The organism is Pseudomonas sp. GD04015 (assembly GCF_029837675.1).
Taxonomy (GTDB): domain Bacteria; phylum Pseudomonadota; class Gammaproteobacteria; order Pseudomonadales; family Pseudomonadaceae; genus Aquipseudomonas; species Aquipseudomonas paralcaligenes.
The window spans coordinates 59,876-81,202 of sequence record NZ_JAOEEE010000004.1; the positions used below are offsets into that span (position 1 = coordinate 59,876).

The 21,327-nt window shown below is 67.2% G+C and carries 22 protein-coding genes; 18 read left to right on the top strand and 4 right to left on the bottom strand.

Annotated elements, in window-relative coordinates; genetic code table 11:
* Positions 1-2: 2 nt before the first annotated feature.
* The 4 genes from N7640_RS04655 (at position 3) to N7640_RS04670 (ending at position 3,629) form a co-directional block, all read left to right on the top strand.
* Positions 3-1,925 carry an ATP-binding cassette domain-containing protein gene (locus N7640_RS04655; RefSeq protein WP_279902891.1) on the top strand — a complete coding sequence of 641 codons (1,923 nt, stop codon included), beginning with the start codon at positions 3-5 and terminating at the stop codon, positions 1,923-1,925.
* Positions 1,925-2,470: a mechanosensitive ion channel family protein gene (locus N7640_RS04660; protein WP_279902892.1), complete on the top strand. Its 546-nt coding sequence runs from the start codon at positions 1,925-1,927 to the stop codon at positions 2,468-2,470. Before N7640_RS04655 ends, N7640_RS04660 begins: the two co-directional genes overlap by 1 nt.
* Before the next feature lie 75 nt (positions 2,471-2,545).
* Entirely contained in the window at positions 2,546-3,178 is a 633-nt protein-coding gene (rhtB, locus tag N7640_RS04665) for a homoserine/homoserine lactone efflux protein (protein WP_279902893.1), read from the top strand.
* Position 3,179: 1 nt separating this feature from the next.
* Positions 3,180-3,629 (top strand): YaiI/YqxD family protein, encoded by a 450-nt coding sequence (locus N7640_RS04670; RefSeq protein WP_279902894.1) that lies wholly within the window; start codon positions 3,180-3,182, stop codon positions 3,627-3,629.
* A gap of 113 nt (positions 3,630-3,742) precedes the next feature.
* Here N7640_RS04670 and rnk read toward each other — a convergent pair whose 3' ends face one another.
* The 4 genes from rnk to N7640_RS04690 form a co-directional block, all read right to left on the bottom strand.
* Positions 3,743-4,150 (bottom strand): nucleoside diphosphate kinase regulator, encoded by a 408-nt coding sequence (gene rnk / locus N7640_RS04675; protein ID WP_220812502.1) that lies wholly within the window; start codon positions 4,148-4,150, stop codon positions 3,743-3,745.
* A gap of 126 nt (positions 4,151-4,276) precedes the next feature.
* Positions 4,277-4,480: a DUF1289 domain-containing protein gene (locus tag N7640_RS04680; protein WP_279902896.1), complete on the bottom strand. Its 204-nt coding sequence runs from the start codon at positions 4,478-4,480 to the stop codon at positions 4,277-4,279.
* Complete coding sequence (gene cyaY, locus N7640_RS04685; protein WP_279902897.1) at positions 4,452-4,784, bottom strand: iron donor protein CyaY; 333 nt, start codon at positions 4,782-4,784, stop codon at positions 4,452-4,454. The genes N7640_RS04680 and cyaY overlap by 29 nt, the downstream gene beginning before the upstream one ends.
* A 10-nt stretch (positions 4,785-4,794) precedes the next feature.
* Positions 4,795-5,847 carry an AraC family transcriptional regulator gene (locus N7640_RS04690; RefSeq protein ID WP_279902898.1) on the bottom strand — a complete coding sequence of 351 codons (1,053 nt, stop codon included), beginning with the start codon at positions 5,845-5,847 and terminating at the stop codon, positions 4,795-4,797.
* Between the two features lie 162 nt (positions 5,848-6,009).
* On the opposite strand from N7640_RS04690, the gene N7640_RS04695 reads away from it, so the two are divergent.
* From N7640_RS04695 to N7640_RS04760, 14 genes are all read left to right on the top strand, one after another.
* Positions 6,010-6,147 carry a lipoprotein gene (locus N7640_RS04695; RefSeq protein WP_220812506.1) on the top strand — a complete coding sequence of 46 codons (138 nt, stop codon included), beginning with the start codon at positions 6,010-6,012 and terminating at the stop codon, positions 6,145-6,147.
* A gap of 9 nt (positions 6,148-6,156) precedes the next feature.
* Entirely contained in the window at positions 6,157-7,404 is a 1,248-nt protein-coding gene (gene lysA / locus N7640_RS04700; protein WP_279902899.1) for a diaminopimelate decarboxylase, read from the top strand.
* A 10-nt stretch (positions 7,405-7,414) separates the two neighbouring features.
* Positions 7,415-8,245, top strand: a complete 831-nt coding sequence (dapF, locus tag N7640_RS04705; RefSeq protein WP_279902901.1) for a diaminopimelate epimerase — start codon at positions 7,415-7,417, stop codon at positions 8,243-8,245.
* Positions 8,242-8,934 carry a DUF484 family protein gene (locus N7640_RS04710; protein ID WP_279902903.1) on the top strand — a complete coding sequence of 231 codons (693 nt, stop codon included), beginning with the start codon at positions 8,242-8,244 and terminating at the stop codon, positions 8,932-8,934. Before dapF ends, N7640_RS04710 begins: the two co-directional genes overlap by 4 nt.
* Before the next feature lie 69 nt (positions 8,935-9,003).
* Positions 9,004-9,906 carry a tyrosine recombinase XerC gene (gene xerC / locus N7640_RS04715; protein WP_279902904.1) on the top strand — a complete coding sequence of 301 codons (903 nt, stop codon included), beginning with the start codon at positions 9,004-9,006 and terminating at the stop codon, positions 9,904-9,906.
* The gene (locus tag N7640_RS04720; protein WP_279902906.1) at positions 9,903-10,595 is read left to right on the top strand and encodes an HAD family hydrolase; all 693 of its coding nucleotides are present in this window, start codon (positions 9,903-9,905) and stop codon (positions 10,593-10,595) included. Before xerC ends, N7640_RS04720 begins: the two co-directional genes overlap by 4 nt.
* 301 nt (positions 10,596-10,896) lie before the next feature.
* A complete protein-coding gene (gene wbpA / locus N7640_RS04725; protein ID WP_279902908.1) occupies positions 10,897-12,210 on the top strand; it encodes a UDP-N-acetyl-D-glucosamine 6-dehydrogenase in 1,314 nt (437 codons plus the stop codon).
* Positions 12,211-12,266: 56 nt separating this feature from the next.
* Positions 12,267-13,217 (top strand): Gfo/Idh/MocA family oxidoreductase, encoded by a 951-nt coding sequence (locus N7640_RS04730; protein WP_279902910.1) that lies wholly within the window; start codon positions 12,267-12,269, stop codon positions 13,215-13,217.
* A gap of 3 nt (positions 13,218-13,220) precedes the next feature.
* Positions 13,221-13,805, top strand: coding sequence for a UDP-2-acetamido-3-amino-2,3-dideoxy-D-glucuronate N-acetyltransferase (wbpD, locus tag N7640_RS04735; protein WP_220812514.1), 585 nt, complete (start codon positions 13,221-13,223; stop codon positions 13,803-13,805).
* The gene (locus N7640_RS04740) at positions 13,802-14,890 is read left to right on the top strand and encodes a DegT/DnrJ/EryC1/StrS family aminotransferase (RefSeq protein ID WP_279902911.1); all 1,089 of its coding nucleotides are present in this window, start codon (positions 13,802-13,804) and stop codon (positions 14,888-14,890) included. The genes wbpD and N7640_RS04740 overlap by 4 nt, the downstream gene beginning before the upstream one ends.
* Complete coding sequence (gene wecB / locus N7640_RS04745; protein ID WP_279902912.1) at positions 14,887-15,975, top strand: UDP-N-acetylglucosamine 2-epimerase (non-hydrolyzing); 1,089 nt, start codon at positions 14,887-14,889, stop codon at positions 15,973-15,975. Before N7640_RS04740 ends, wecB begins: the two co-directional genes overlap by 4 nt.
* 1 nt (position 15,976) lies before the next feature.
* Positions 15,977-16,759, top strand: a complete 783-nt coding sequence (locus tag N7640_RS04750; protein ID WP_279906182.1) for an ABC transporter permease — start codon at positions 15,977-15,979, stop codon at positions 16,757-16,759.
* Positions 16,752-18,521: an ABC transporter ATP-binding protein gene (locus N7640_RS04755; protein ID WP_279902915.1), complete on the top strand. Its 1,770-nt coding sequence runs from the start codon at positions 16,752-16,754 to the stop codon at positions 18,519-18,521. The genes N7640_RS04750 and N7640_RS04755 overlap by 8 nt, the downstream gene beginning before the upstream one ends.
* Complete coding sequence (locus tag N7640_RS04760) at positions 18,518-21,310, top strand: methyltransferase domain-containing protein (RefSeq protein ID WP_279902917.1); 2,793 nt, start codon at positions 18,518-18,520, stop codon at positions 21,308-21,310. Before N7640_RS04755 ends, N7640_RS04760 begins: the two co-directional genes overlap by 4 nt.
* Positions 21,311-21,327 lie beyond the last annotated feature (17 nt).

Consider the following 21,327-nt stretch of genomic DNA (forward strand, 5'->3'; position numbering starts at 1 on the left):
TTATGATCCGACTCCTGAACCTCACTCTACAGCGCGGTCCGCAACGCCTGCTCGAAGGCGCCGAACTGACTCTGCACGCCGGCCAGAAGGTCGGTCTCATCGGCGCCAACGGCGCCGGCAAATCCAGCCTGTTCGCCCTGCTGCGCGGCGAACTCGGCCCCGACGCCGGCGACTGCCAGCTGCCGGCCGACTGGCGCATCGCCCACATGCGCCAGGAAGTGGACGACCTCGAACGCCTGGCCGTCGACTACGTGCTCGACGGCGATGCCCACCTGCGCGCCATCCAGGCCGAACTGGCCCGGGCCGAGCAGGCCCACGACGGCGGCGCCATCGCCCGCCTGCACACCGAACTCGACAACGCCCAGGGCTACACGGCCGACGCCCGCGCGCGCAAGCTGCTGGCCGGCCTCGGCTTCACCAATGAGCAGATGGACAAGCGCGTCGGCGACTTCTCCGGCGGCTGGCGGATGCGCCTGAACCTGGCCCAGGCGCTGATGTGCCCGTCCGAACTGCTGCTGCTCGACGAGCCGACCAACCACCTCGACCTCGACGCCATCCTCTGGCTGGAAGAGTGGCTGAAGAGCTACCCCGGCACCCTGTTGCTGATCTCCCACGACCGCGACTTCCTCGACGCCGTGGTCGACAACGTGGCCCATCTGGAACAGCAGAAGCTGACCCTCTACCGTGGCGGCTACTCGGCCTTCGAGCGCACCCGCGTCGAGCGCCTGGCGCAGCAGCAGCAGGCCTACGAGAAGCAGCAGGCGCAGCGCGCCCACATGGAAGACTTCATCCGCCGCTTCAAGGCCAAGGCGACCAAGGCCCGCCAGGCGCAGAGCCGGATCAAGGCGCTGGAGCGCCTGGAGGAACTGGCGCCGGCCCACGTTGATTCGCCCTTCGACTTCGCCTTCCGCGAGGCGGACAAGGTCTCCAGCCCACTGCTAAACCTGTCCGAGGCGCGCCTCGGCTATGGCGACAAAACGGTGCTGGACAAGGTCAAGCTGAGCCTCGCCCCCGGCGCGCGGATCGGCCTGCTCGGCCCCAACGGCGCGGGCAAGTCGACCCTGATCAAGACCCTGGCCGGCGACCTCACGGTGCTCGGCGGCAGCCTGGCGCGCGGCGAGAACCTGGCCATCGGCTACTTCGCCCAGCACCAGCTCGACGCCCTCGACCCCAAGGCCAGCCCGCTGCTGCACCTGCAACGCATCGCCCCGGGCGAGCGCGAACAGACCCTGCGCGACTTCCTCGGCGGCTTCGACTTCCGCGGCAACCGCTGCGACGAGCCGGTGCTGAACTTCTCCGGCGGCGAGAAAGCCCGCCTGGCGCTGGCCCTGATCGCCTGGCAGAAGCCCAACCTGCTGCTGCTCGACGAACCGACCAACCACCTCGACCTGGAAATGCGCCTGGCCCTGACCATGGCCCTGCAGGACTTCGCCGGCGCCGTGCTGGTGGTGTCCCACGACCGCCACCTGCTGAAGAGCACCACCGACGAGTTCCTGCTGGTGGCCGACGGACGCATCCAGCCGTTCGAGGGCGACCTCGACGACTACGCCCGCTGGCTGATCGACTACCGCGCGCGCCAGCAGCCCCAGCCCCAGCCCCAGGCCGCCAGCGCACCGGCTGCGGACAAGACCGACAAGCGCGCCCAGCGCCAGGCCGCCGCCGCCCTGCGCCAGCAACTGGCACCGCACCGGCGCGAGGCGGAGAAGCTGGAGAAGGAACTGGGCAAGGTCCAGGAGAAGCTCGCCGGCGTCGAGGAAAGGCTCGGCGACAGCGGCCTGTACGAGGCCGCCCGCAAGGACGAGCTGCGCGACCTGCTGGCCGAGCAGGCGCGCCTGAAGAGCGCCGAAGGTGAGCTGGAGGAACGCTGGCTGCTGGCGCTCGAGACCCTGGAAGACCTGCAGCGCCAGCTGGAGGAGGCCGACTGATGGAAGAACTGCAACTGCTCACCGCCTGGCGCGAGCCCCTGATCCTGGCCGGCCAGGTGCTGCTGATCCTGCTCCTGGCGTGGCTGGCCCAACGCCTGGTGACCCGCGGCATCACCCGCCTCGGCACGCGTTATTCCATGCTGCCGCGGGAGGTGTTACTGCCCCTTCGCGGTCTGCTGCGCTGGCTGATCATGGGCAGCGCGCTGATGTTGGTGCTGGAGCGCCTGGGCGTGTCTGCGGAGGTGCTGTGGACCGCCCTCACCGGCTTCGCCGCCGTGGCGGCGGTGGCCTTCTTCGCCATCTGGAGCGTGCTGTCCAACATGTTCTGCGCCCTGCTGATCTTCAGCATGGGGCCGTTCCGCCTGGGCGACATCGTGGAGCTGATCGAGAGCGCCGACAAGCCGGGCGTGAAGGGGCGCGTGCTTTCCATCAACCTGTTCTACACCACGCTGGAAGACCTGACCAACGACGAAGGCGCGCACGGCGCTATGCTGCAGGTACCCAACAGCCTGTTCTTCCAGCGCTCGGTGCGGCGCTGGCGCTGAGCGGGGCTGGCCGCTGACGCGGCGGAGGCGTAGGCTGTTGCGCCTGCCCCTTCCCGCTCCTCCGAGGTATTCGCCATGGCGCTCGAGACCTGGCTCGCTTTCTTCGTCGCCTGCTGGGTGATCAGCCTGTCACCCGGCGCCGGCGCCATCGCCTCCATGTCCAGCGGCCTGCAGTACGGCTTCTGGCGCGGCTACTGGAACGCCCTCGGCCTGCAGATCGGCCTGGCCCTGCAGATCGCCATCGTCGCCGCCGGCGTCGGCGCCATCCTCTCGGCCTCGGCCACCGCCTTCGCGGCGATCAAGTGGTTCGGCGTGGCCTACCTGGTGTGGCTGGCGATCAAGCAGTGGCAGGCGCTGCCCGGCGACCTCGATGCCGGCTCCGGCGTGCGCCCCCTCGGTCGTCCGCTGACCCTGGTGCTGCGCGGTTTCCTGGTGAACGCCAGTAACCCCAAGGCCATCGTCTTCATGCTCGCGGTGCTGCCGCAGTTCATCGACCCGCACCAGCCGCTGCTGATGCAGTACCTGATCATGGGCGCGACCATGATCGTCGTCGACCTGATCGTCATGGCCGGCTACACCGGCCTGGCCGCCCGCGTGCTGCGTGCCCTGCGCACGCCGCGCCAGCAGCGCCTGATGAACCGTACCTTCGCCGGCCTGTTCGTCGGCGCCGCCGCGCTGCTCGCCACAGTGCGCCGCGCGACGGTCTGACATGCGTGTGTGGATCGACGCGGACGCCTGTCCGCGCCTGGCCCGCGACCAGGTGGTGAAGTTCGCCCTCAAGCGCGGTTTCGAAGTGGTGCTGGTGGCCGGCCAGCCAGTGGCCCGGCCGAACTTCGCCTGCGTGAAGCTGGTGGTGGTGCCGAGCGGCCCGGACGCCGCCGACGATCACCTGGTGGAACAGGCCGAGCCCGGCGAACTGGTGATCTGCAGCGACGTGCCGCTGGCCGACCGGCTGGTGAAGAAGGGCGTCGCCGCGCTCGACCCGCGCGGCCGGGAGTTCGACGAGCGCAACATGGGCGAGCGCCTGGCCGTGCGCAACCTGTTCACCGACCTGCGCGACCAGGGCCAGATGGGCGGCGGCCAGGCCGCCTATTCGGACAAGGACCGCCAGGCCTTCGCCAACGCCCTCGACCGCATCCTCACCCGGCTGGCCAGGTAGCGAGCACGCTCAGAACCCGTTCAAAGGCTTGCGAGCTGGAGACAAGCGATAAAGGGCATCCCGGGATTGCCTTCAACGCGGCAGGCACGCCGCGCAGCGGATTTGGACAGGTCTCAGCGCTGGTACTCGCCAGCCGCCTCCGGCTGGTACTCGACGGCCAGCAGCGTGAGCTTCAGCGATTTGCCGCCCGGGCCCGGCCAGTCGATCTGCTGGCCGACCGACAGCCCCAGCAGGGCGCTGCCCACCGGCGCCAGGATCGACACACGGCCTTCGCCGCCGGCGTCCTCGGGGAACACCAGGGTCAGGTGCCAGTCCTTGCCGCTGCCTTCCTCGCGGCAATGCACGCGCGAATTCATCGTCACCACCCCGGCCGGCACCTCGTCACGCCCCACCACCTGGGCGCGCGCCAGTTCCTTTTCCAGCGCCTCGGCGCCGGGGCCGTACTCCTCCAGGCTGTCGAGCAGGCGCTCCAGGCGCTGCAGGTCGAGGCGGGTGATGATGATCGCGGGTGTACTGCTCATGACGTGGGTCTTCCTCCCTGGGCCAGATCCAGATAAAGCAAAACCCCGCCCGAAGGCGGGGTTTTGGTCGGTTAGTCAGCTTTGATTGAAGCTACCACAAGCCGGCCAAGAAGCAAGGCCACCCGATCAGGCGGGATCTGCCGGAGCCTCCAGGCGCCGACGCGCGTCGTCGCGAATCCGCCGGCGGCGGTCGTTGTCGGCCTGGCCCCATTCGAGTATCTCGGCCAGGGTGCGGCCACAGCCCAGGCACACGTCCCGGTCGTCCAGGCAGCACTGGCGGCGGCAGGGCGAGTCGACGGCGTCAGAGCTCGTCGAAGTCGAGTTCTTCACCGGCCTGCTCGCGGGTCACCCGGGCGAGCAGCTCGCCCAGCGGCTCGTCGCTGGTGTCGCAGATCCACAGGCCCTGGTCCTCGTCGTAGTCGAAGTGGAAGCCGCCGGAACGCGCCGCCACCCACAGCTGGCGCAGCGGCTCCTGGCGGCTGAGGATCACCTGGGTGCCGTTGTCGAAGCGCACGGTCAGCACGCCGGCGGAGTTTTCCAGGTCGAGGTCCAGGTCGCTGTCGTCGAAAATGTCCTCCACGGCCTGCTGGGCGGCATCGACCAGGTCATGGAAACGGGCTTCGCTCAAACTCATGGCAACGTCCTCAGGGATGGGGTGCGGAATCTAGCAGACTTTGCCGGTAGGCGCCGGGGCTCTGCCCGGTCCAGCGGCGAAAGGCGCGGGCCAGCGAGCCGGATTCGCTGAAGCCGACGAGGAAGGCGATCTCCGCCAGCTCCAGCGCCGGGTCGCGCAGGTAGTGCAGCACCAGCTGGTGGCGGGTCTCGTCGAGCAATCCGCTGAACGACAGGCCGGCCTCGCGCAGGCGCCGTTGCAGGGTGCGCGCGCTGAGGTCGAGGCTCTGTGCCAGGCGCTCCAAGTCGGCACCCTGCTCCGGCAGCTGGCGCGCCAGTTCGCGGCGGGCGCGGTCGAGCACGCTGTGACCCTGGTCGAGCTGGCCGAGCAGACGGTCGGCGTGGGCGTCGAGCAACCGGCGCAGCTGGGCGTCGGCCTGGGCCAGCGGCACGGACAGCAGGAGTCGGGGGAAGACCAGGGCGTTGTCGGCCTGGCCGAACAGCACCGGGCAGCCGAAGATGCGCCGGTGCTCGGAGGTGTCGGCGGGCGCCGGATGCTGGAAGCGCACCTCGGTCGGCGGGATCTGCAGCCCGGTGATCCAGCGGCCGAAGGTCAGCCAGCCGGCCAGCGTTTCCTCGCTGTGCTGGCGCTGCTGCTCGCGCACCAGCGGCTGCCAGCTGTGCGCCACTTGCGGTTCGAGGCCATCGCGGGGCGGTTCGTCGGCCAGGTCGACCCGGCCGAGGTTGCCCACCAGGGTGGCGTAGCGGGCCTGGCGGTGCAGGGCGTCGGCCAGGGTCGCGCAGCTCATGATCAGGTAGCCGAGCACGCCGTAGTAGCCGGGACGCATGGCCTCGCCCAGGTGCAGGCCGAGGTGCTGGTCGCCAGTCAGCCGCACGCCCTCGGCGAGCAGCTCCAGGTAGGCGCTGACGGCGATGCGCTGGTCGCGCTGGGCGAGGATGGCCGGGCTCAGGTGCACCTTGGCCAGCAGCGGCTCGCTGGCGAAGCCCTGGCGGGCGAGATGGTCCAGCAGGCCCTGCAGGTAGGCGACCGAAACCGAGCTGGCGAGTGTGGCGGGGGCGTCCATCGGGGCTCCGTTTTTTCGTCCATGCTAGCCGCAAAAACACCGCCGCGGGCAAGCCGGAGACGCCAGTGCGACCGTCCTGGCGGGCCCGCCGGACGCGCATAGGCAAGCCGGCGGGGGGTCGGTATACTCCGGCTCATTCTCGATTTCGCAAAGGACTCCACCATGAAGCGCCTGTTGCTGCCCTTCATCGCGCTCGCCGTGCTCGCCTCCGCCCTCGCCGGCTGTGGCCAGAAAGGCCCGCTGTACCTGCCCGACGACGACAAGACCGTCAAAGAACGCGACAAAGACGTCTTCCTCTAAGGGGGTTCCATGCAAGCCTTTACCAGCCGCGACGGGCAACTGTTCGCGGAGGGCGTGGCCCTGTCCGCCATCGCCGAACGCTTCGGCACGCCCACCTACGTCTATTCCCGCGCCCACATCGAGGCCCAGTACCGGGCCTACGCCGATGCCCTTTCCGGCATGCCGCACCTGGTCTGCTTCGCGGTCAAGGCCAACTCCAACCTGGGCGTGCTGAACGTCCTGGCGCGCCTCGGCGCCGGCTTCGACATCGTGTCCCGCGGCGAACTGGAGCGTGTGCTGGCCGCCGGCGGCGATGCCGCGAAGATCGTGTTCTCCGGCGTCGGCAAGACCCGCGACGACATGCGCCGCGCCCTGGAAGTCGGCGTGCACTGCTTCAACGTCGAGTCGGTGGACGAGCTGGAACGCCTGCAGCAGGTCGCCGCGCAAGCCGGCAAGACCGCCAGCATCTCGCTGCGGGTCAACCCGGACGTGGACGCCGGCACCCACCCCTACATCTCCACCGGCCTGAAGGAGAACAAGTTCGGCATCGACATCGAGCAGGCGCCCGAGGTGTATGCCCGCGCCGCCGCGCTGCCGAACCTGGAAGTCGTCGGCGTGGACTGCCACATCGGCTCCCAGCTGACCAGCCTGCCGCCTTTCCTCGACGCCCTCGAACGCCTGCTGCTGCTGGTCGACCAGCTGGCCGAGCAAGGTATCCGGATCAAGCACCTGGACCTCGGCGGCGGCCTCGGCGTGCAGTACCGCGACGAACAGCCGCCGCTGGCCAGCGACTACATCGCCGCCGTGCGCAAGCGCCTCGAAGGCCGCGATCTGGCCCTGGTGTTCGAGCCGGGCCGCTCCATCGTCGCCAACGCCGGCGTGCTGCTGACCCGCGTGGAATACCTCAAGCACACCGCGCACAAGGACTTCGCCATCATCGATGCGGCCATGAACGATCTGATCCGCCCGGCCCTGTACCAGGCGTGGATGGACGTCACCCCGGTGCAGCCGCGCCAGGGCGAGGCGCGCGCCTACGACCTGGTCGGGCCGATCTGCGAGACCGGCGACTTCCTGGCCAAGGGCCGCGAACTGGCGCTGGCCGAGGGCGACCTGCTGGCCGTGCGCTCGGCCGGCGCCTACGGCTTCGTCATGAGTTCCAACTACAACACCCGCGGCCGCGCCGCCGAGGTGCTGGTGGATGGCGAGCAGGCCTTCGAGGTACGCCGCCGCGAGACCCTCGAGGAACTCTACGCCGGCGAAAGCCTGCTGCCGCAGTGAGGGCGCGATCATGCTATTGCGCTTCACCAAGATGCACGGCCTCGGCAACGACTTCATGGTCCTCGACCTGATCAGCCAGCACGCGCACATCCAGCCCAAGCACGCCAAGCAGTGGGGCGACCGCCACACCGGCGTCGGCTTCGACCAACTGCTGCTGGTGGAGGCGCCGACCAGCCCGGACGTGGACTTCCGCTACCGCATCTTCAATTCCGACGGCTCGGAAGTGGAGCAGTGCGGCAACGGCGCGCGCTGCTTCGCCCGCTTCGTGGTGGACAAGCGCCTGACCGTGAAGAAGCAGGTCAGGGTCGAGACCAAGGGCGGCATCATCGAACTCAACCTGCGCCCGGACGGCCAGGTCACCGTGGACATGGGCCCGCCGCGCCTGGCGCCGGCACAGATTCCGTTCCAGGCCGAGGCCGAGGCACTGAGCTACCCGGTCGAAGTGGATGGGCAGCGCCATGAGCTGGCCGCCGTGTCCATGGGCAACCCGCACGCCGTGCTGCGCGTCGATAACGTCGACACGGCCCCCGTACATCAGTTGGGGCCGAAGCTGGAGCACCATCCGCGCTTCCCGCAGCGGGTCAACGTCGGCTTCCTGCAGATCGTCGACCGCAAGCAGGCGCGCCTGCGCGTGTGGGAACGCGGTGCCGGCGAGACCCGCGCCTGCGGCACCGGCGCCTGCGCCGCCGCCGTCGCCGCCATCCGCCAGGGCTGGATGGATTCGCCCGTGCAGCTGGAACTGCCGGGCGGCAAGCTCTCCATCGAGTGGGCAGGGCCGGGTGAGCCGGTTATGATGACCGGACCCGCCGTTCGCGTGTACGAAGGACAGGTTCGCCTATGAGTACGCAGGATCAGATTCCGCTGGATGCCGAGAGCGTCGCCGCCTACCTGCGGCAGCACCCGGAATTCTTCGTCGACCACGAGGAACTGATCCCCGAACTGCGCATTCCGCACCAGCCCGGCACCGCCGTGTCGCTGGTGGAGCGCCAGGTCAAGCTGCTGCGCGAGCGCAACATCGAGATGCGCCATCGCCTGTCGCAGCTGATGGACGTGGCCCGCGACAATGACCGCCTGTTCGACAAGACCCGCCGCCTGGTCCTCGACCTGCTCGACGCCGCCAGCCTGGAAGAGGTGATCGGCGCGGTGGAAGACAGCCTGCGCCACGAGTTCCAGGTGCCCTTCGCCAGCCTGATCCTGTTCAGCGACACGCCGCTGGGCGTCGGCCGCTCGGTCAGCTCGGCCGAGGCCCACCAGGCCATCGGCGGCCTGCTCGGCGGCGGCAAGACCACCTGCGGCGTGCTGCGCCCCAACGAACTGGCGTTCCTCTTCGGCGAGGCCGAGCACACCCAGGTCGGCTCGGCCGCCGTGGTCAGCCTCAGCCACCAGGGCCTGCACGGCGTGCTGGCCATCGGCAGCCCGGACCCGCAACACTACAAGAGCAGCCTCGGCACCCTGTTCCTCGGCTACATTGCCGAAGTGCTGGCCCGCATGCTGCCACGCTTCGCCGCGCCGCTGCGCTCGGTACGTTAAGAGCAGCTATAAGCCACAAGCTTCGCGCTGCAAGAGAACGGCCGGACGCTCTTACTTGGAGCTTGTCGCTTGAAGCTTGCAGCCGACCTCGACGCCTTCCTCGAACACCTGCGCAGCGAGCGCCAGGTCTCGCCGCACACCCTCGACGGCTACCGCCGCGACCTGCTGAAAGTGCTCGCCCTGTGCGAGAAGAACGGCATTGCCAGCTGGGCCGACCTCGACACCCGCAGCCTGCGCAGCTTCGTCGCCCGCCTGCACGCCCAGGGCCAGTCCAGCCGCTCCCTGGCGCGCCTGCTCTCGGCAGTGCGCGGCTTCTACCAGTACCTCGGCCGCGAGGGCCTGTGCCGCCACGATCCGGCCGCCGGGCTGTCCGCGCCCAAGGGCGAGCGCCGCCTGCCCCGCGCGCTGGACGCCGACCGCGCGGCCCAGCTGCTCGACGGCGCGGTGGAAGACGACTTCATCGCCCGCCGCGACCAGGCCATGCTCGAACTCTTCTATTCCTCCGGCCTGCGCCTGTCCGAACTGGTCGGCCTCGATCTCGATGGCCTCGACCTGCCCGCCGGCCTGGTGCGCGTGCGCGGCAAGGGCAACAAGGCCCGCGAGCTGCCGGTCGGGCGCAAGGCCCGCGAAGCCCTGGAGGCCTGGCTGCCATTGCGCGCCCTGAGCAACCCGCAGGACGGCGCCGTGTTCGTCGGCCGCCAGGGCCGACGCCTGACCCCACGCGCCATCCAGCTGCGGGTGCGCGAGGCCGGCGTGCGCGAGCTGGGCCAGCACCTGCACCCGCACATGCTCAGGCACTCCTTTGCCAGCCATATGCTGGAGTCCAGCCAGGACCTGCGCGCCGTGCAGGAACTGCTCGGCCACGCCGACATCGCCACCACCCAGATCTACACCCACCTGGACTTCCAGCACCTGGCCAAGGTCTACGACGGCGCCCACCCACGCGCCAAGCGCAAGAGCGAAACCTCATGAGCATCCGCCTGATCACCTTCGACCTCGACGACACCCTGTGGGACGTGGCCCCGGTGATGCACAGCGCCGAGGCCGCGCTGCGCGACTGGCTGGCCACCGAGGCGCCGCGCCTCGGCCCGGTGCCGATCGAACACCTGTGGGCGATCCGCGCCCGCCTGATGGAGACCGACCCTGGCCTCAGGCACCGCCTCAGCGAACTGCGCCGACGCATCCTGCTGCACGCCCTGCTCGATGCCGGCTACCCACAGGGCGAGGCCGATGATCTGGCCGAACTGGGCTTCCAGGTGTTCCTCGCCGCGCGTCACCAGGTCCAGCTGTACCCCGAGGTCCATCCGACCCTCGAACGCCTGGCCATGCGCTACACCCTCGGGGTGATCACCAACGGCAACGCCGACGTGCGCCGCCTGGGTTTGGCCGACTACTTCCGCTTTGCCCTGTGCGCCGAGGAACTGGGCATCGGCAAGCCCGATCCGCATCCGTTCCGAACCGCGCTGCAACACGCCGGAGTCGAGGCAGGACAGGCCGTGCACATCGGCGATCACCCCGGCGACGACATCGCCGGCGCCAAGGCCGCCGGAATGCATGCCATCTGGTTCAACCCGAACGGCCGGACCTGGGAAGGTGACGAGGCGCCGGACAGGGAAATCCGCAGCCTCGGCGAGCTTCCGGCACTGCTGCATGAGTGGTAGGTCAGGGGCACCCGTCACGGAAGTTGACGTCAGAATATCGGCTGAAATTCACATTTCCGGGCAATGCCCATACAATCGCCCGCCACCATAACAAGACATTTCAGCGAGGCTCCCGGGCGCTAGACCGCCTAAAGAATCTCGCTCCGCTTTCGTAGCACTTGCCTCCACTTTCGGGAAAACCGACGAAGAACCCTGGCGCGACACCCTGAATCGCTCCGAATATCTGTCTCGTCACAAGTTCCCCGTCATCGCTACCTATCTATCCCTCGTTGAGCCATGAGCGCCGTATTTGGAGTAATGGATGTCTGAAAGGACCCAAGCGACAGTTGCCAGATTCAAAAGCAAGGAAGCCATCATCGGAATCGTGGGCCTGGGCTACGTCGGCCTGCCGCTGATGCTGCGCTATAACGCCATAGGATTCCGCGTGCTCGGCATCGATATCGACACGGCCAAGGTCGACCGGCTCAATGCCGGCCAGAGCTACATCGAGCACATTGCCTGCGAGCACATCGCCCAGGCTCGCGCATCGGGTTTCGAAGCGACCACCGAGTTCGCCCGCGCCGCCGAATGCGACGCCCTGATCCTATGCGTACCCACTCCGCTGAACAAGTATCGCGAGCCGGACATGAGCTTCGTGATCAACACCACCGATGCCATCAAGCCCTACCTGCGCCCCGGGCAGGTGGTCTCGCTGGAGAGCACCACGTATCCCGGGACCACCGAGGAAGAACTGCTGCCCCGCGTACAGGAAGGCGGCCTGAAGGTGGGCGAAGACCTCTTCCTGGTCTACTCGCCGGAGCGCGAAGACCCGGGCAATCCGAACTTCGAGACGCGCACCATCCCCAAGGTGATCGGCGGACACACGCCGGATTGCCTGCAGGTCGGCATCGCGCTCTACGAGCAGGCCATCGACAAGGTGGTGCCGGTCAGCTCGACCAAGGCGGCGGAAATGACCAAGCTGCTGGAGAACATCCACCGCGCGGTGAACATCGGCCTGGTCAACGAGATGAAGGTGGTGGCCGACCGCATGGGCATCGACATCTTCGAGGTGGTCGATGCCGCCGCGACCAAGCCGTTCGGCTTCACGCCCTACTACCCCGGCCCCGGCCTGGGTGGCCACTGCATTCCCATCGACCCGTTCTACCTGACCTGGAAGGCGCGGGAGTACGGCCTGCATACCCGCTTCATCGAGCTGTCCGGCGAAGTGAACAAGGCCATGCCCGAATACGTGCTGGGCAAGCTGATGGATGGCCTGAACGACCAGGGGCGCGCGCTCAAGGGCAGTCGCGTGCTGGTGCTGGGCATCGCCTACAAGAAGAACGTCGACGACATGCGCGAGTCACCTTCGGTGGAGATCATGGAATTGATCGAGGCCAAGGGCGGCATCGTGGCCTACAGCGATCCGCACGTTCCGGTGTTCCCGAAGATGCGCGAGCATCACTTCGAGCTGTCCAGCGAAGCGCTGACCGCCGAGAACCTGGCATCCTTCGATGCGGTCGTGCTGGCTACCGATCACGACCGCTTCGACTATGAGCTGATCCGCAGTCATGCCCGTCTGATCGTCGACAGCCGCGGCAAATACCGGGCGCCGGCGGACAACGTCATCAAGGCCTGACCATCGGGGGCCGGCGAACGCCGGCCTTTCCATCACCGACTCACGGGACTCGCTTCATGAAACGCTTCGCTCTCATCGGCGCTGCCGGCTATATCGCGCCACGCCACATGCGCGCCATCAAAGACACCGGCAACGAGCTGGCCTGCGCCTACGACATCAACGATTCGGTCGGCATCATCGACAGCCTCTCGCCCCAGAGCGAGTTCTTCACCGAGTTCGAGCGTTTCTACGACTATGCCTGGCGCCAGAAACGCGATCCGGCCACCGCGCTGGACATCGTGTCGGTGTGTTCGCCTAACTACCTGCACCATCCGCACATCACCGCCGGCCTGCGCCTGGGTTGCGACGTGATCTGCGAGAAACCGCTGGTACCCAATGCCGCCATGCTCGACGACCTGGCTCTGGTCGAACGTGAAACCGGCAAGCGCCTCTACAACATCCTGCAACTGCGCCATCACCAGGCGATCATCGACCTCAAGCAGAAGGTCGAGACGGGTGGCCAGGCGCACAAGCACGAGGTCGAGCTGACCTACATCACCAGTCGCGGCAAGTGGTACATGGAGAGCTGGAAGGGCGACCCGCGCAAATCCTTCGGCGTGGCCACCAACATCGGTGTGCACTTCTACGACATGCTGCACTTCATCTTCGGCAAGCTGCAGCGCAACGTGGTCCACTTCGCCAACGAGTTCAAGGCAGCGGGTTACCTGGAGTACGAGAAGGCCCGGGTGCGCTGGTTCCTCTCCATCGACGCAGGCGATCTGCCTGATTCGGTGAAGGGCAAGAAGCCGACCTATCGCTCGATCACCTGCGACGGCAGCGAGATCGAGTTCTCCGAAGGCTTCACCGACCTGCATACGGTCAGCTACCAGGCCATCCTCGACGGCCAGGGCTACGGTATCGAGGACGCCCGCCACTGCGTGGAGACTGTCGAGACTATCCGCACCCTGGCCCCCAGTCGCCCGCAGGACGGCGAAGACCACCCGTTCCTCGCGCGTCTGCTGGGCTGAGCCATGAGCCATTACCAGCACCCCAGCGCCATCGTCGACGACGGCGCGCAGATCGGCGAAGGCTCGCGCGTTTGGCATTTCGTGCATGTCTGCGGCGGCGCCCGCATCGGGCGGGGCGTGTCGCTCGGGCAGAACGTGTTCGTCGGCAACAAGGTTGTCATCGGCGACCACTGCAAGATCCAGAACAACGTCTCGGTCTACGACAACGTCACGCTCGAAGAAGGCGTGTTCTGCGGGCCGAGCATGGTCTTCACCAATGTCTACAACCCGCGCTCGCTGATCGAACGCAAGGACGAGTACCGCGACACCCTGGTGAAGAAAGGGGCCACCCTGGGCGCCAACTGCACCATCGTCTGCGGCGTGACCATCGGCGAGTTCGCCTTCGTCGGGGCCGGCGCGGTGATCAACAAGGACGTGTCGGCCTACGCCCTGATGGTTGGCGTGCCGGCGCGGCAGATCGGCTGGATGAGCGAGTTCGGCGAACAGCTCGAGCTGCCGCTGGAGGGTGAGGGTAGCGCACCATGCATCCACACCGGTGCCCGCTATGTGCTTAGGGGCAAGGCGTTGACCAAGGAGGAGGCGCAATGATCGAGTTCATCGACCTCAAGGCGCAGCAGGCGCTGATCAAGGGAAAAATCGATGCCGGTATCCAGCGTGTGCTGGAACATGGACAGTACATCCTGGGACCGGAAGTGAGCGAGCTGGAAGAAAGGCTCGCCGCCTTCGTCGGCGCCAGGTTCTGCATCAGCGTCGCCAATGGCACCGACGCGCTGCAGATCGCCCAGATGGCGCTGGGTATCGGCCCGGGCGACGAAGTCATCACCCCCGGCTTCACCTATATCGCCACCGCCGAGACCGTCGCCCTGCTGGGGGCGAAGCCGGTGTACGTGGACATCGACTCGCGCACCTACAACCTCGATCCGCAACTGCTGGAAGCGGCCATCACCCCGCGAACCAAAGCGATCATCCCGGTTTCGTTGTATGGCCAGTGCGCCGACTTCGACGCCATCAACGCCATCGCCGCCCGGCATGGCATTCCGGTGATCGAGGACGCCGCGCAGAGCTTCGGCGCGACCTACAGGGGCAAGCGCTCCTGCAACCTGACCACCATCGCCTGCACCAGCTTCTTCCCGAGCAAGCCATTGGGCTGCTACGGCGATGGCGGCGCGATCTTCACCAACGACGAGGAGCTGGCCAGGGTCCTGCGCCAGATTGCCCGCCACGGCCAGGATCGCCGCTACCACCACATCCGCGTCGGCGTGAACAGCCGCCTGGACAGCCTGCAGGCGGCCATCCTGCTACCGAAGCTGGAGATTTTCCCGCGAGAACTGGAACTGCGGCAGGCAGTGGCCGGTCGTTATGCCCAGCTTCTCGAAGACGCCGGCATCGCGGCCCCCTTCGTCGAGCCTCACAACCAGAGCGCCTGGGCGCAGTATTCGGTGCAGGTGGAGGGTCGGGACCAGGTCCAGGAAAGCCTCAAGGCAGCCGGCGTTCCTACCGCGGTGCATTATCCGATTCCCCTGAACCGCCAGCCGGCGGTCCGGGACGACCTGGCCAGCCTGCCGTTCGGCGATGCCGTGGCCGAGCGGGTAATGAGCCTGCCGATGCACCCGTACCTGGACGAGAGCGCCCAGCACCACGTCGTCAGCACCCTGAAAGGAAGCCTCGCATGAGCCGCAAGATCCTGACCATCGTCGGCGCCCGCCCGCAGTTCATCAAGGCGGCGGCGGTATCACGGGAGATTCTCCGGCATCCGGGCAAGGCCGTAGAGGTGATGGTTCACACCGGGCAGCACTACGACCCGAACATGTCCCAGGTGTTTTTCGACGAACTGGAGATCCCGGCCCCGCGCTACAACCTGGAAATCGCAGGCGGCGGCCACGGCGCGATGACGGGCCGCATGCTCGAAGGCATCGAGCGGATACTGCTGGACGAGCGGCCGGACTGGGTGCTGATCTACGGCGACACCAACTCCACCCTGGCCGGCGCGCTGGCGGCGGCGAAGCTGCACATTCCCGTGGCGCATGTCGAGGCCGGGTTGCGCTCCTTCAACATGCGCATGCCGGAGGAGGTGAATCGCATCCTCGCCGACCGCGTCTCGACCCTGTTGCTGTGTCCCACGGCCATGGCCGTGGAGAACCTTGCCCGGGAAGGCGTCACCGAAGGCGTCTATAACGTGGGCGACGTGATGTACGACGTGGCTCTGCACTACCGCGAACGCGCCAGGACGGACAGCCGGATCCTCGCCACGCTGGGGCTGGCACCAGGCGGCTTCGCGCTGGCAACCTGCCACCGCGCCGAGAATACCGACGATCCACAGCGCCTGACCGAAATCCTTTCCGCGCTGGCCGAGATCGGCCGCGAACTGCCGGTGGTCCTGCCGCTGCATCCGCGCACCCGCAAGCTGATCGGCGACCACGGGCTGGAACGCCTGCTGGAGGCGCTGACCGTGGTAGAGCCGCTGTCGTTCCTCGATATGGTGGCACTCGAGCAGGCGGCGCGGGTCATACTCACCGACTCCGGCGGTGTGCAGAAGGAGGCCTTCTTCTATCGGGTGCCCTGCATCACCATGCGTGACGAAACGGAGTGGGTGGAAACGGTGGAACTGGGCTGGAACCAGATCGTGGGGGCTTCCCGGCAACGCATTCTCGAGGCATTCGCGAAAGCCGCCGGCGGCCGATCGAGCGACTCGCACGCGCCTTATGGCGATGGCTTCGCCAGTCGGGCGATCCTCGAAAAGATACTGAGCGCAGGTTGAGATGGGAGCCTTAGCGAGCCTTCTGCAGCATCGCCATATCCTCTACTCGACGGTAGTCCAGGGGTTGCGCAAGCGAACCAGCGCCAACGCGCTGGGCATGTTCTGGCTCCTGCTCTACCCGCTGCTGTTCCTGGGCATGTACAGCCTGGTGTTCGTGCAGATCCTGCAGGTCCGGATTCCGGGGCTGGCCACCACCGACTACATTCTGGTGGTGTTCTCCGGACTGGTGCCGTTCCTGGCCTTCGCGGAGGCCTTCGGCAACGGCACGACCAGCATCGTCGCCAATCGCGACCTGCTCATGAACACGCTCTTTCCCATAGAGCTGGTAGTGGCCAGGGAAGTGTTCGTCGGGCACGTCACCATGGGCATGGGCATGCTGCTGCTATGGGGCACAGTGATCCATTTCCATGGCGTCCACTGGACCCATCTGCTGGTGCCGCTGATCTACCTGCTGCAGATCATGATGGTGCTGGGCTTCGTGTGGATCACGGCGACCCTGACGGTGTTCTTCCGCGACCTGCAGCAGGCCATCCCCATCCTGGTGCTCTTCCTGATGATGATTTCCCCCATCGGCTACACCGCCGACATGGTGCCCGACGGGCTGCAGGCCATCCTCTTCCTCAACCCCTTGGCCTGGCTGATGGAGCTTTACCGGGCATGCCTGATGCAGGGCGTCGTGCCGCTCGAACAGCTCGGCGCATTCGCGGCCTTCTCCCTCGCCCTGTTCATGCTCGGGGGCAGTCTGATCCTGAGGCTCAAACCCTTGTTCGCCGACTATGTCTGACATCGCGATCTCCATCTCGTCCGTGAGCAAGAGCTTCCGGCGCTTCCAGCACCCCGGCTGGAGAGCGCTGGACGCACTGGGCTTGCCCGTGTCGCGCAAGCGCTACGACACCTTCCAGGCACTGGCGGACATCGACCTGGACATCGCCCGCGGCGAGAAAGTGGCGCTGATCGGTCGCAACGGCGCTGGCAAGAGCACCCTGCTGCGCCTGGTCTCGGGGCAGATGCGCGCCGATCAGGGAACGATCGCGGTCAACGGCAAGGTACAGGCGCTGATGACCCTCGGCACCGGCTTCCACCCGGACTTCACCGGGCTGGAAAACATCCGCTCCGCGCTTTCCTACCAGGGCATTCCACCCTCGCGAATGGCCGACTGCATCGAGGAAATCGCCGACTTCACCGAGCTGGAAGGCTTCCTGCAACGCCCGGTCAAGGAATACTCGGCCGGGATGTACGCCCGCCTGGCCTTCGCGGTCGCCACCACCCTGACGCCGGAAGTGCTGATCATCGATGAGATCCTCGGCGCCGGCGACGCCTACTTCCTGGGCAAGTGCATCCAGCGCATGAAGGCACTCACCAGCCAGGGGGCGACCCTGCTGTTCGTCTCCCACGATATCGCCTCGGTACAGATGCTCTGCGACAGGGGCGTCTGGCTCGAAGGCGGGCGAATCCGCCAGGACGGACCATTGCTGCCGGTCAGCAAGGCCTACCTCGCCAGCGTCCGCGAGGAGGAAGAGCGCCGGGTACGGGCCAGGAGCATGTCGCTGACCAAAGGCCAGGTCTCCGCCCTGACCGGAGGCGACAGCCAGACGACCCTCCTCCGCTTGGTCGGGCAGGACGGCGCACCGCCTTCCAGCCCTCTGCTGGTACGCGCCGTGGAATACGGGGATGCTAACGGGACCCTGGGCGGGATAGACATGGCGGGCGCCCAGGCAGGGGCCTCCCGACTGATCGTGGACCCTCGCTTCATGAACTGGCAGCGGGTCAAGCAGCAGGGCGAGGACGACCCCAGCTGGGCCTTCGGCGACTTCGGTGGTCGCTACAAGCATGCCCCGCTGCAGATCGCCTGGCCCGCCGACGTCCCCAGCGGTGCCTGGGTAAGACTGGACTACCGCGCCAGCACCAGCGACCCCGTGCAGCTCGAACAGTACGCGCCGGAGCAGGACGCCTACTGCGGTCTGGCCGAGATCGCTCCGGATGCATCGCCTGCCTGGCAGACCCTGCACGTCGCGCTCCAGGAAAACCAGGCGCTCGGCGAACAGCGCAGCGCCGGCCTGATCGCCGAGCTGCAGGAGCTGGAGGTGCACGATCGGTACGGCAGCGGAGAAATCCGCATCACGGGCTTCGGCTTCTTCGATGCGGAAGACAACAGGCGGCACACCCTGATCAGCGGCGAGCCCGCCTTCGCCGTGATGGCCTTCGAGGCCAACGCGACCGTGCCGGACCCGGTGCCGGTGATCGCGGTCTACCGCCCCGACGGCACCTGTGCGATGCAGGTGATCGCCAGCCTGAGCGGGCAGCGCTTCGCCAAGCTCGAAGGCAAGGGCGGGATTCGGGTCGACTTCGCACCGCTCCTGCTCGGCCCCGGCGACTATCTGGTCTCGGTGGCGCTGTTCCACGAACTCAATCCGGCATCGTCGATCGAGCCTTCCGCCTACGACCTGCACGATCGCTGCCACGCCCTCAAGGTCCTCCCGCCGCCCGGCATCCAGGTGCAGATCGGCGTGGTGAACCAGCCGGCACGCTGGGAGCTGCTGCCATGAGCCAGGACATCCGTCTCTACGGCTCGGCGGAGGTCTGGGACCAGCCACTGCAGGCCGGGCAGCGCAACCTGTTGCAGGCCATCCGCGACTTCTGGCCCGCCGGCATCGCCTCCGTGCTCGACATCGGCTGCGGCGACGGCAAGCTGACTTCGTCGCTCGCCAAACAACATCGCGACGCCCTCTTCGTCGGCCTGGACAGCAGCGACGAAGCCCTGTCGCGCCTGCCTTTCACCGGCGTAAAGGGAGATGCGCAGGCGCTGCCGTTCGCCGATGCGGCGTTCGACCTCGTCATGAGCACCGACGCCCTCGAACACATGCCCGAGGCGACGGAAGCCGCCGCCTGGAGCGAACTGTTCCGGGTCGCCGGCAAAGCCGTCATGGTCGCCGTGCCCTTCCGCGAGGAGCTGCTGGACGCGACCACCCGCTGCGCGAGCTGCGGACATCGCTATCACGTCAACTGGCACCAGCGCAGCTACGACTTCGCCGACCTTCACCGCCGCGCGCCCATCGGCTGGAGCGTCCACTCCACGGTGCTGGCAGGGGAGCCGTGGAGCGCCATGTTGCCGCCCGAGACGCACCTGCGCCGCTCGGCGCTGGATCAGTGGGCAGGCTGGAGCGCCGCCATCTGTCCCGAATGCGGTACCAGCGGGCAGCCCGCCGCCCCACTGGAACCGCTCTCTCCGCTCCTGGCCCGGGCGCTGGGGAGACAGCTGTATCGCACCCTCCTCGAGCAACGCTACTGCCGCAGCCACAGCGAGATCCTGGTCGTCTTCCAGCGCCAGCCGCTGACCTTCGGCCAGTCTCCGGCGAAGTCCACGCAGCACCTGCAAACAGCGACCTGCGTGGACTTCGCGAACCAGCCAATGGCGTCGAACCTGGCCCCCTTCTGCCAGGTTGCCCAGTATGTCGCGGCGGCCGATGGCGGATGGCGCCTGCAATTCCCCCTGTATGAGGCAGCTCCGCTGCTCGAGGTCCGACGCCGGCCTGGCAGCCAGGGCGAGCTGCATCTATCGCTGGAGGACGCGGCAGGGCTGCTGCTGGAAGGCTGCGTGCTGGAAGCCGGGCAGGACCATGCAACACTGGCCTTGCCGCGCGCACCCGTCGCCGGCTACTACGGAATACTGGCCTCCTGCGAGCCGGAGGCCTTTGCATCCGTCCGCCTGGGAGAAGGCCCGGTCGTCGCATGGGCGCAACCCGCAGAGTCGGAGACGCATGCCTACTGGCGCTGCGAAGAGGCCGACCATCCTCTCTTCGCCCAGGTCACTGCCCCCACCTGGCTGGACGCCCGCACCCTGACCGCTGCGCCGTCCCCCCTCGAGCCCACGCCTGGAGCAGTCATCGGAGACCTCCAGAACTGCTTCGAGGAAGCGCTGAGCCAGATGCCGACGCCGGCAACGGAAGACACCTCAGCGCAAGTGGGTGAACTGCAGGCAAGGCTCCAGAATCTCGGCGCGGAACGCGATTCCCTGCTGAAGAAGGCGCAGCAGGCGGAGACGATGTCCGTCCAGTTGCAGAACCTCACCGCCGAGCGTGATGCTCTCCTCGCCCGAGCCCGGGAAGCCGACCGGCTCGCCGTGCAGAACCAGAACCTCGCGGCCGAATACGAGGTCTTGCTGGAAAAGGCGCAACGGGCAGAGGCCCAGGCCGTCCAGCTGCAGAACCTGACCGCCGAACGCGACATGCTCGTCGCGCGCGCGCGGGAAGCCGATCGCCTCGCCGTGCAGCATCAGAACTTCACGGCAGAACATCACGTGCTGCGGGAAAAGGCACGGCTGGCAGAGTTTCAGGCAGTCCAGCTGCAGAACCTCTTTGCCGAACGCGATGCTCTCCTGGAGCGCGCCCGGGAAGCCGACCAGCTCGCCGTCCAGATCCAGAACCTGTCTGCCGAACGCGATACGCTGCTGGAAAAAGCACGGACGGCAGATGCCCAATCCGTCCAGCTGCAAAACCTGGGCGTCGAACGCGACGCTCTTGTCGAGCGTGCCCGGGAAGCCGACCGGCTGGCCGTACAGCTGCAGAACCTCTCTGCCGAGCGCGATACACTGCTGGAGCGGATACAGGCGGCAGATTCCCTGTCCGTCCAGTTGCAGAACCTGGCTGTCGAGCGTGACGCGCTTCTCGAACGGACCCGCGAGACCGACCGGTTGGCCGTACAGCTGCAGAATCTCGCTGCCGAGCGCGATACGCTGCTGGAGCGAGTACGGGCGGTAGATGCACAGTCTGTCCAGCTGCAGAACCTGATCGCCGAGCGCGACGCGCTTCTCGAACGGACCAGGGAGGCCGACCGGCTGGCCGTACAGCTGCAGAATCTCGCTGCCGAGCACGATACGCTGCTGGAACGCGTACGGGCGGCGGATGCGCAATCCGTCCAATTGCAGAACCTCGCTGCCGAGCGCGATTTGCTGCTGGAGCGGGTACGGGCAGCAGATGCGAGCTCCGTACAGCTGCAGAACCTGAGCGCCGAGCGCGACGCCCTTCTCGAACGCGCCCGGGAAGCCGACCGGCTGGCCGTGCAGCTGCAGAACCTGGCAGCCGAGCATGCCGACGTGCAGGCACGCGAGGCCATGCACGACAGGACGCGGAACGAGCTGGATGCAACCATCGCCACGCTCGAAGAAAAATACGCCCAACTGTCAGGCCGCCTCCGGGAAACGGAAGAACAACTGGAGCGGCGCAACGATGAGTTGAATGCCTGCAAGGCTCGGCTCGAACAACTCAGCCAACATATCGAGAACCGACTCGGAACGATGGCCAGGCATGCCCTGGCCAAGTTGCCAGGAAAGCCATAAGGGAGGCGAGCCAGATG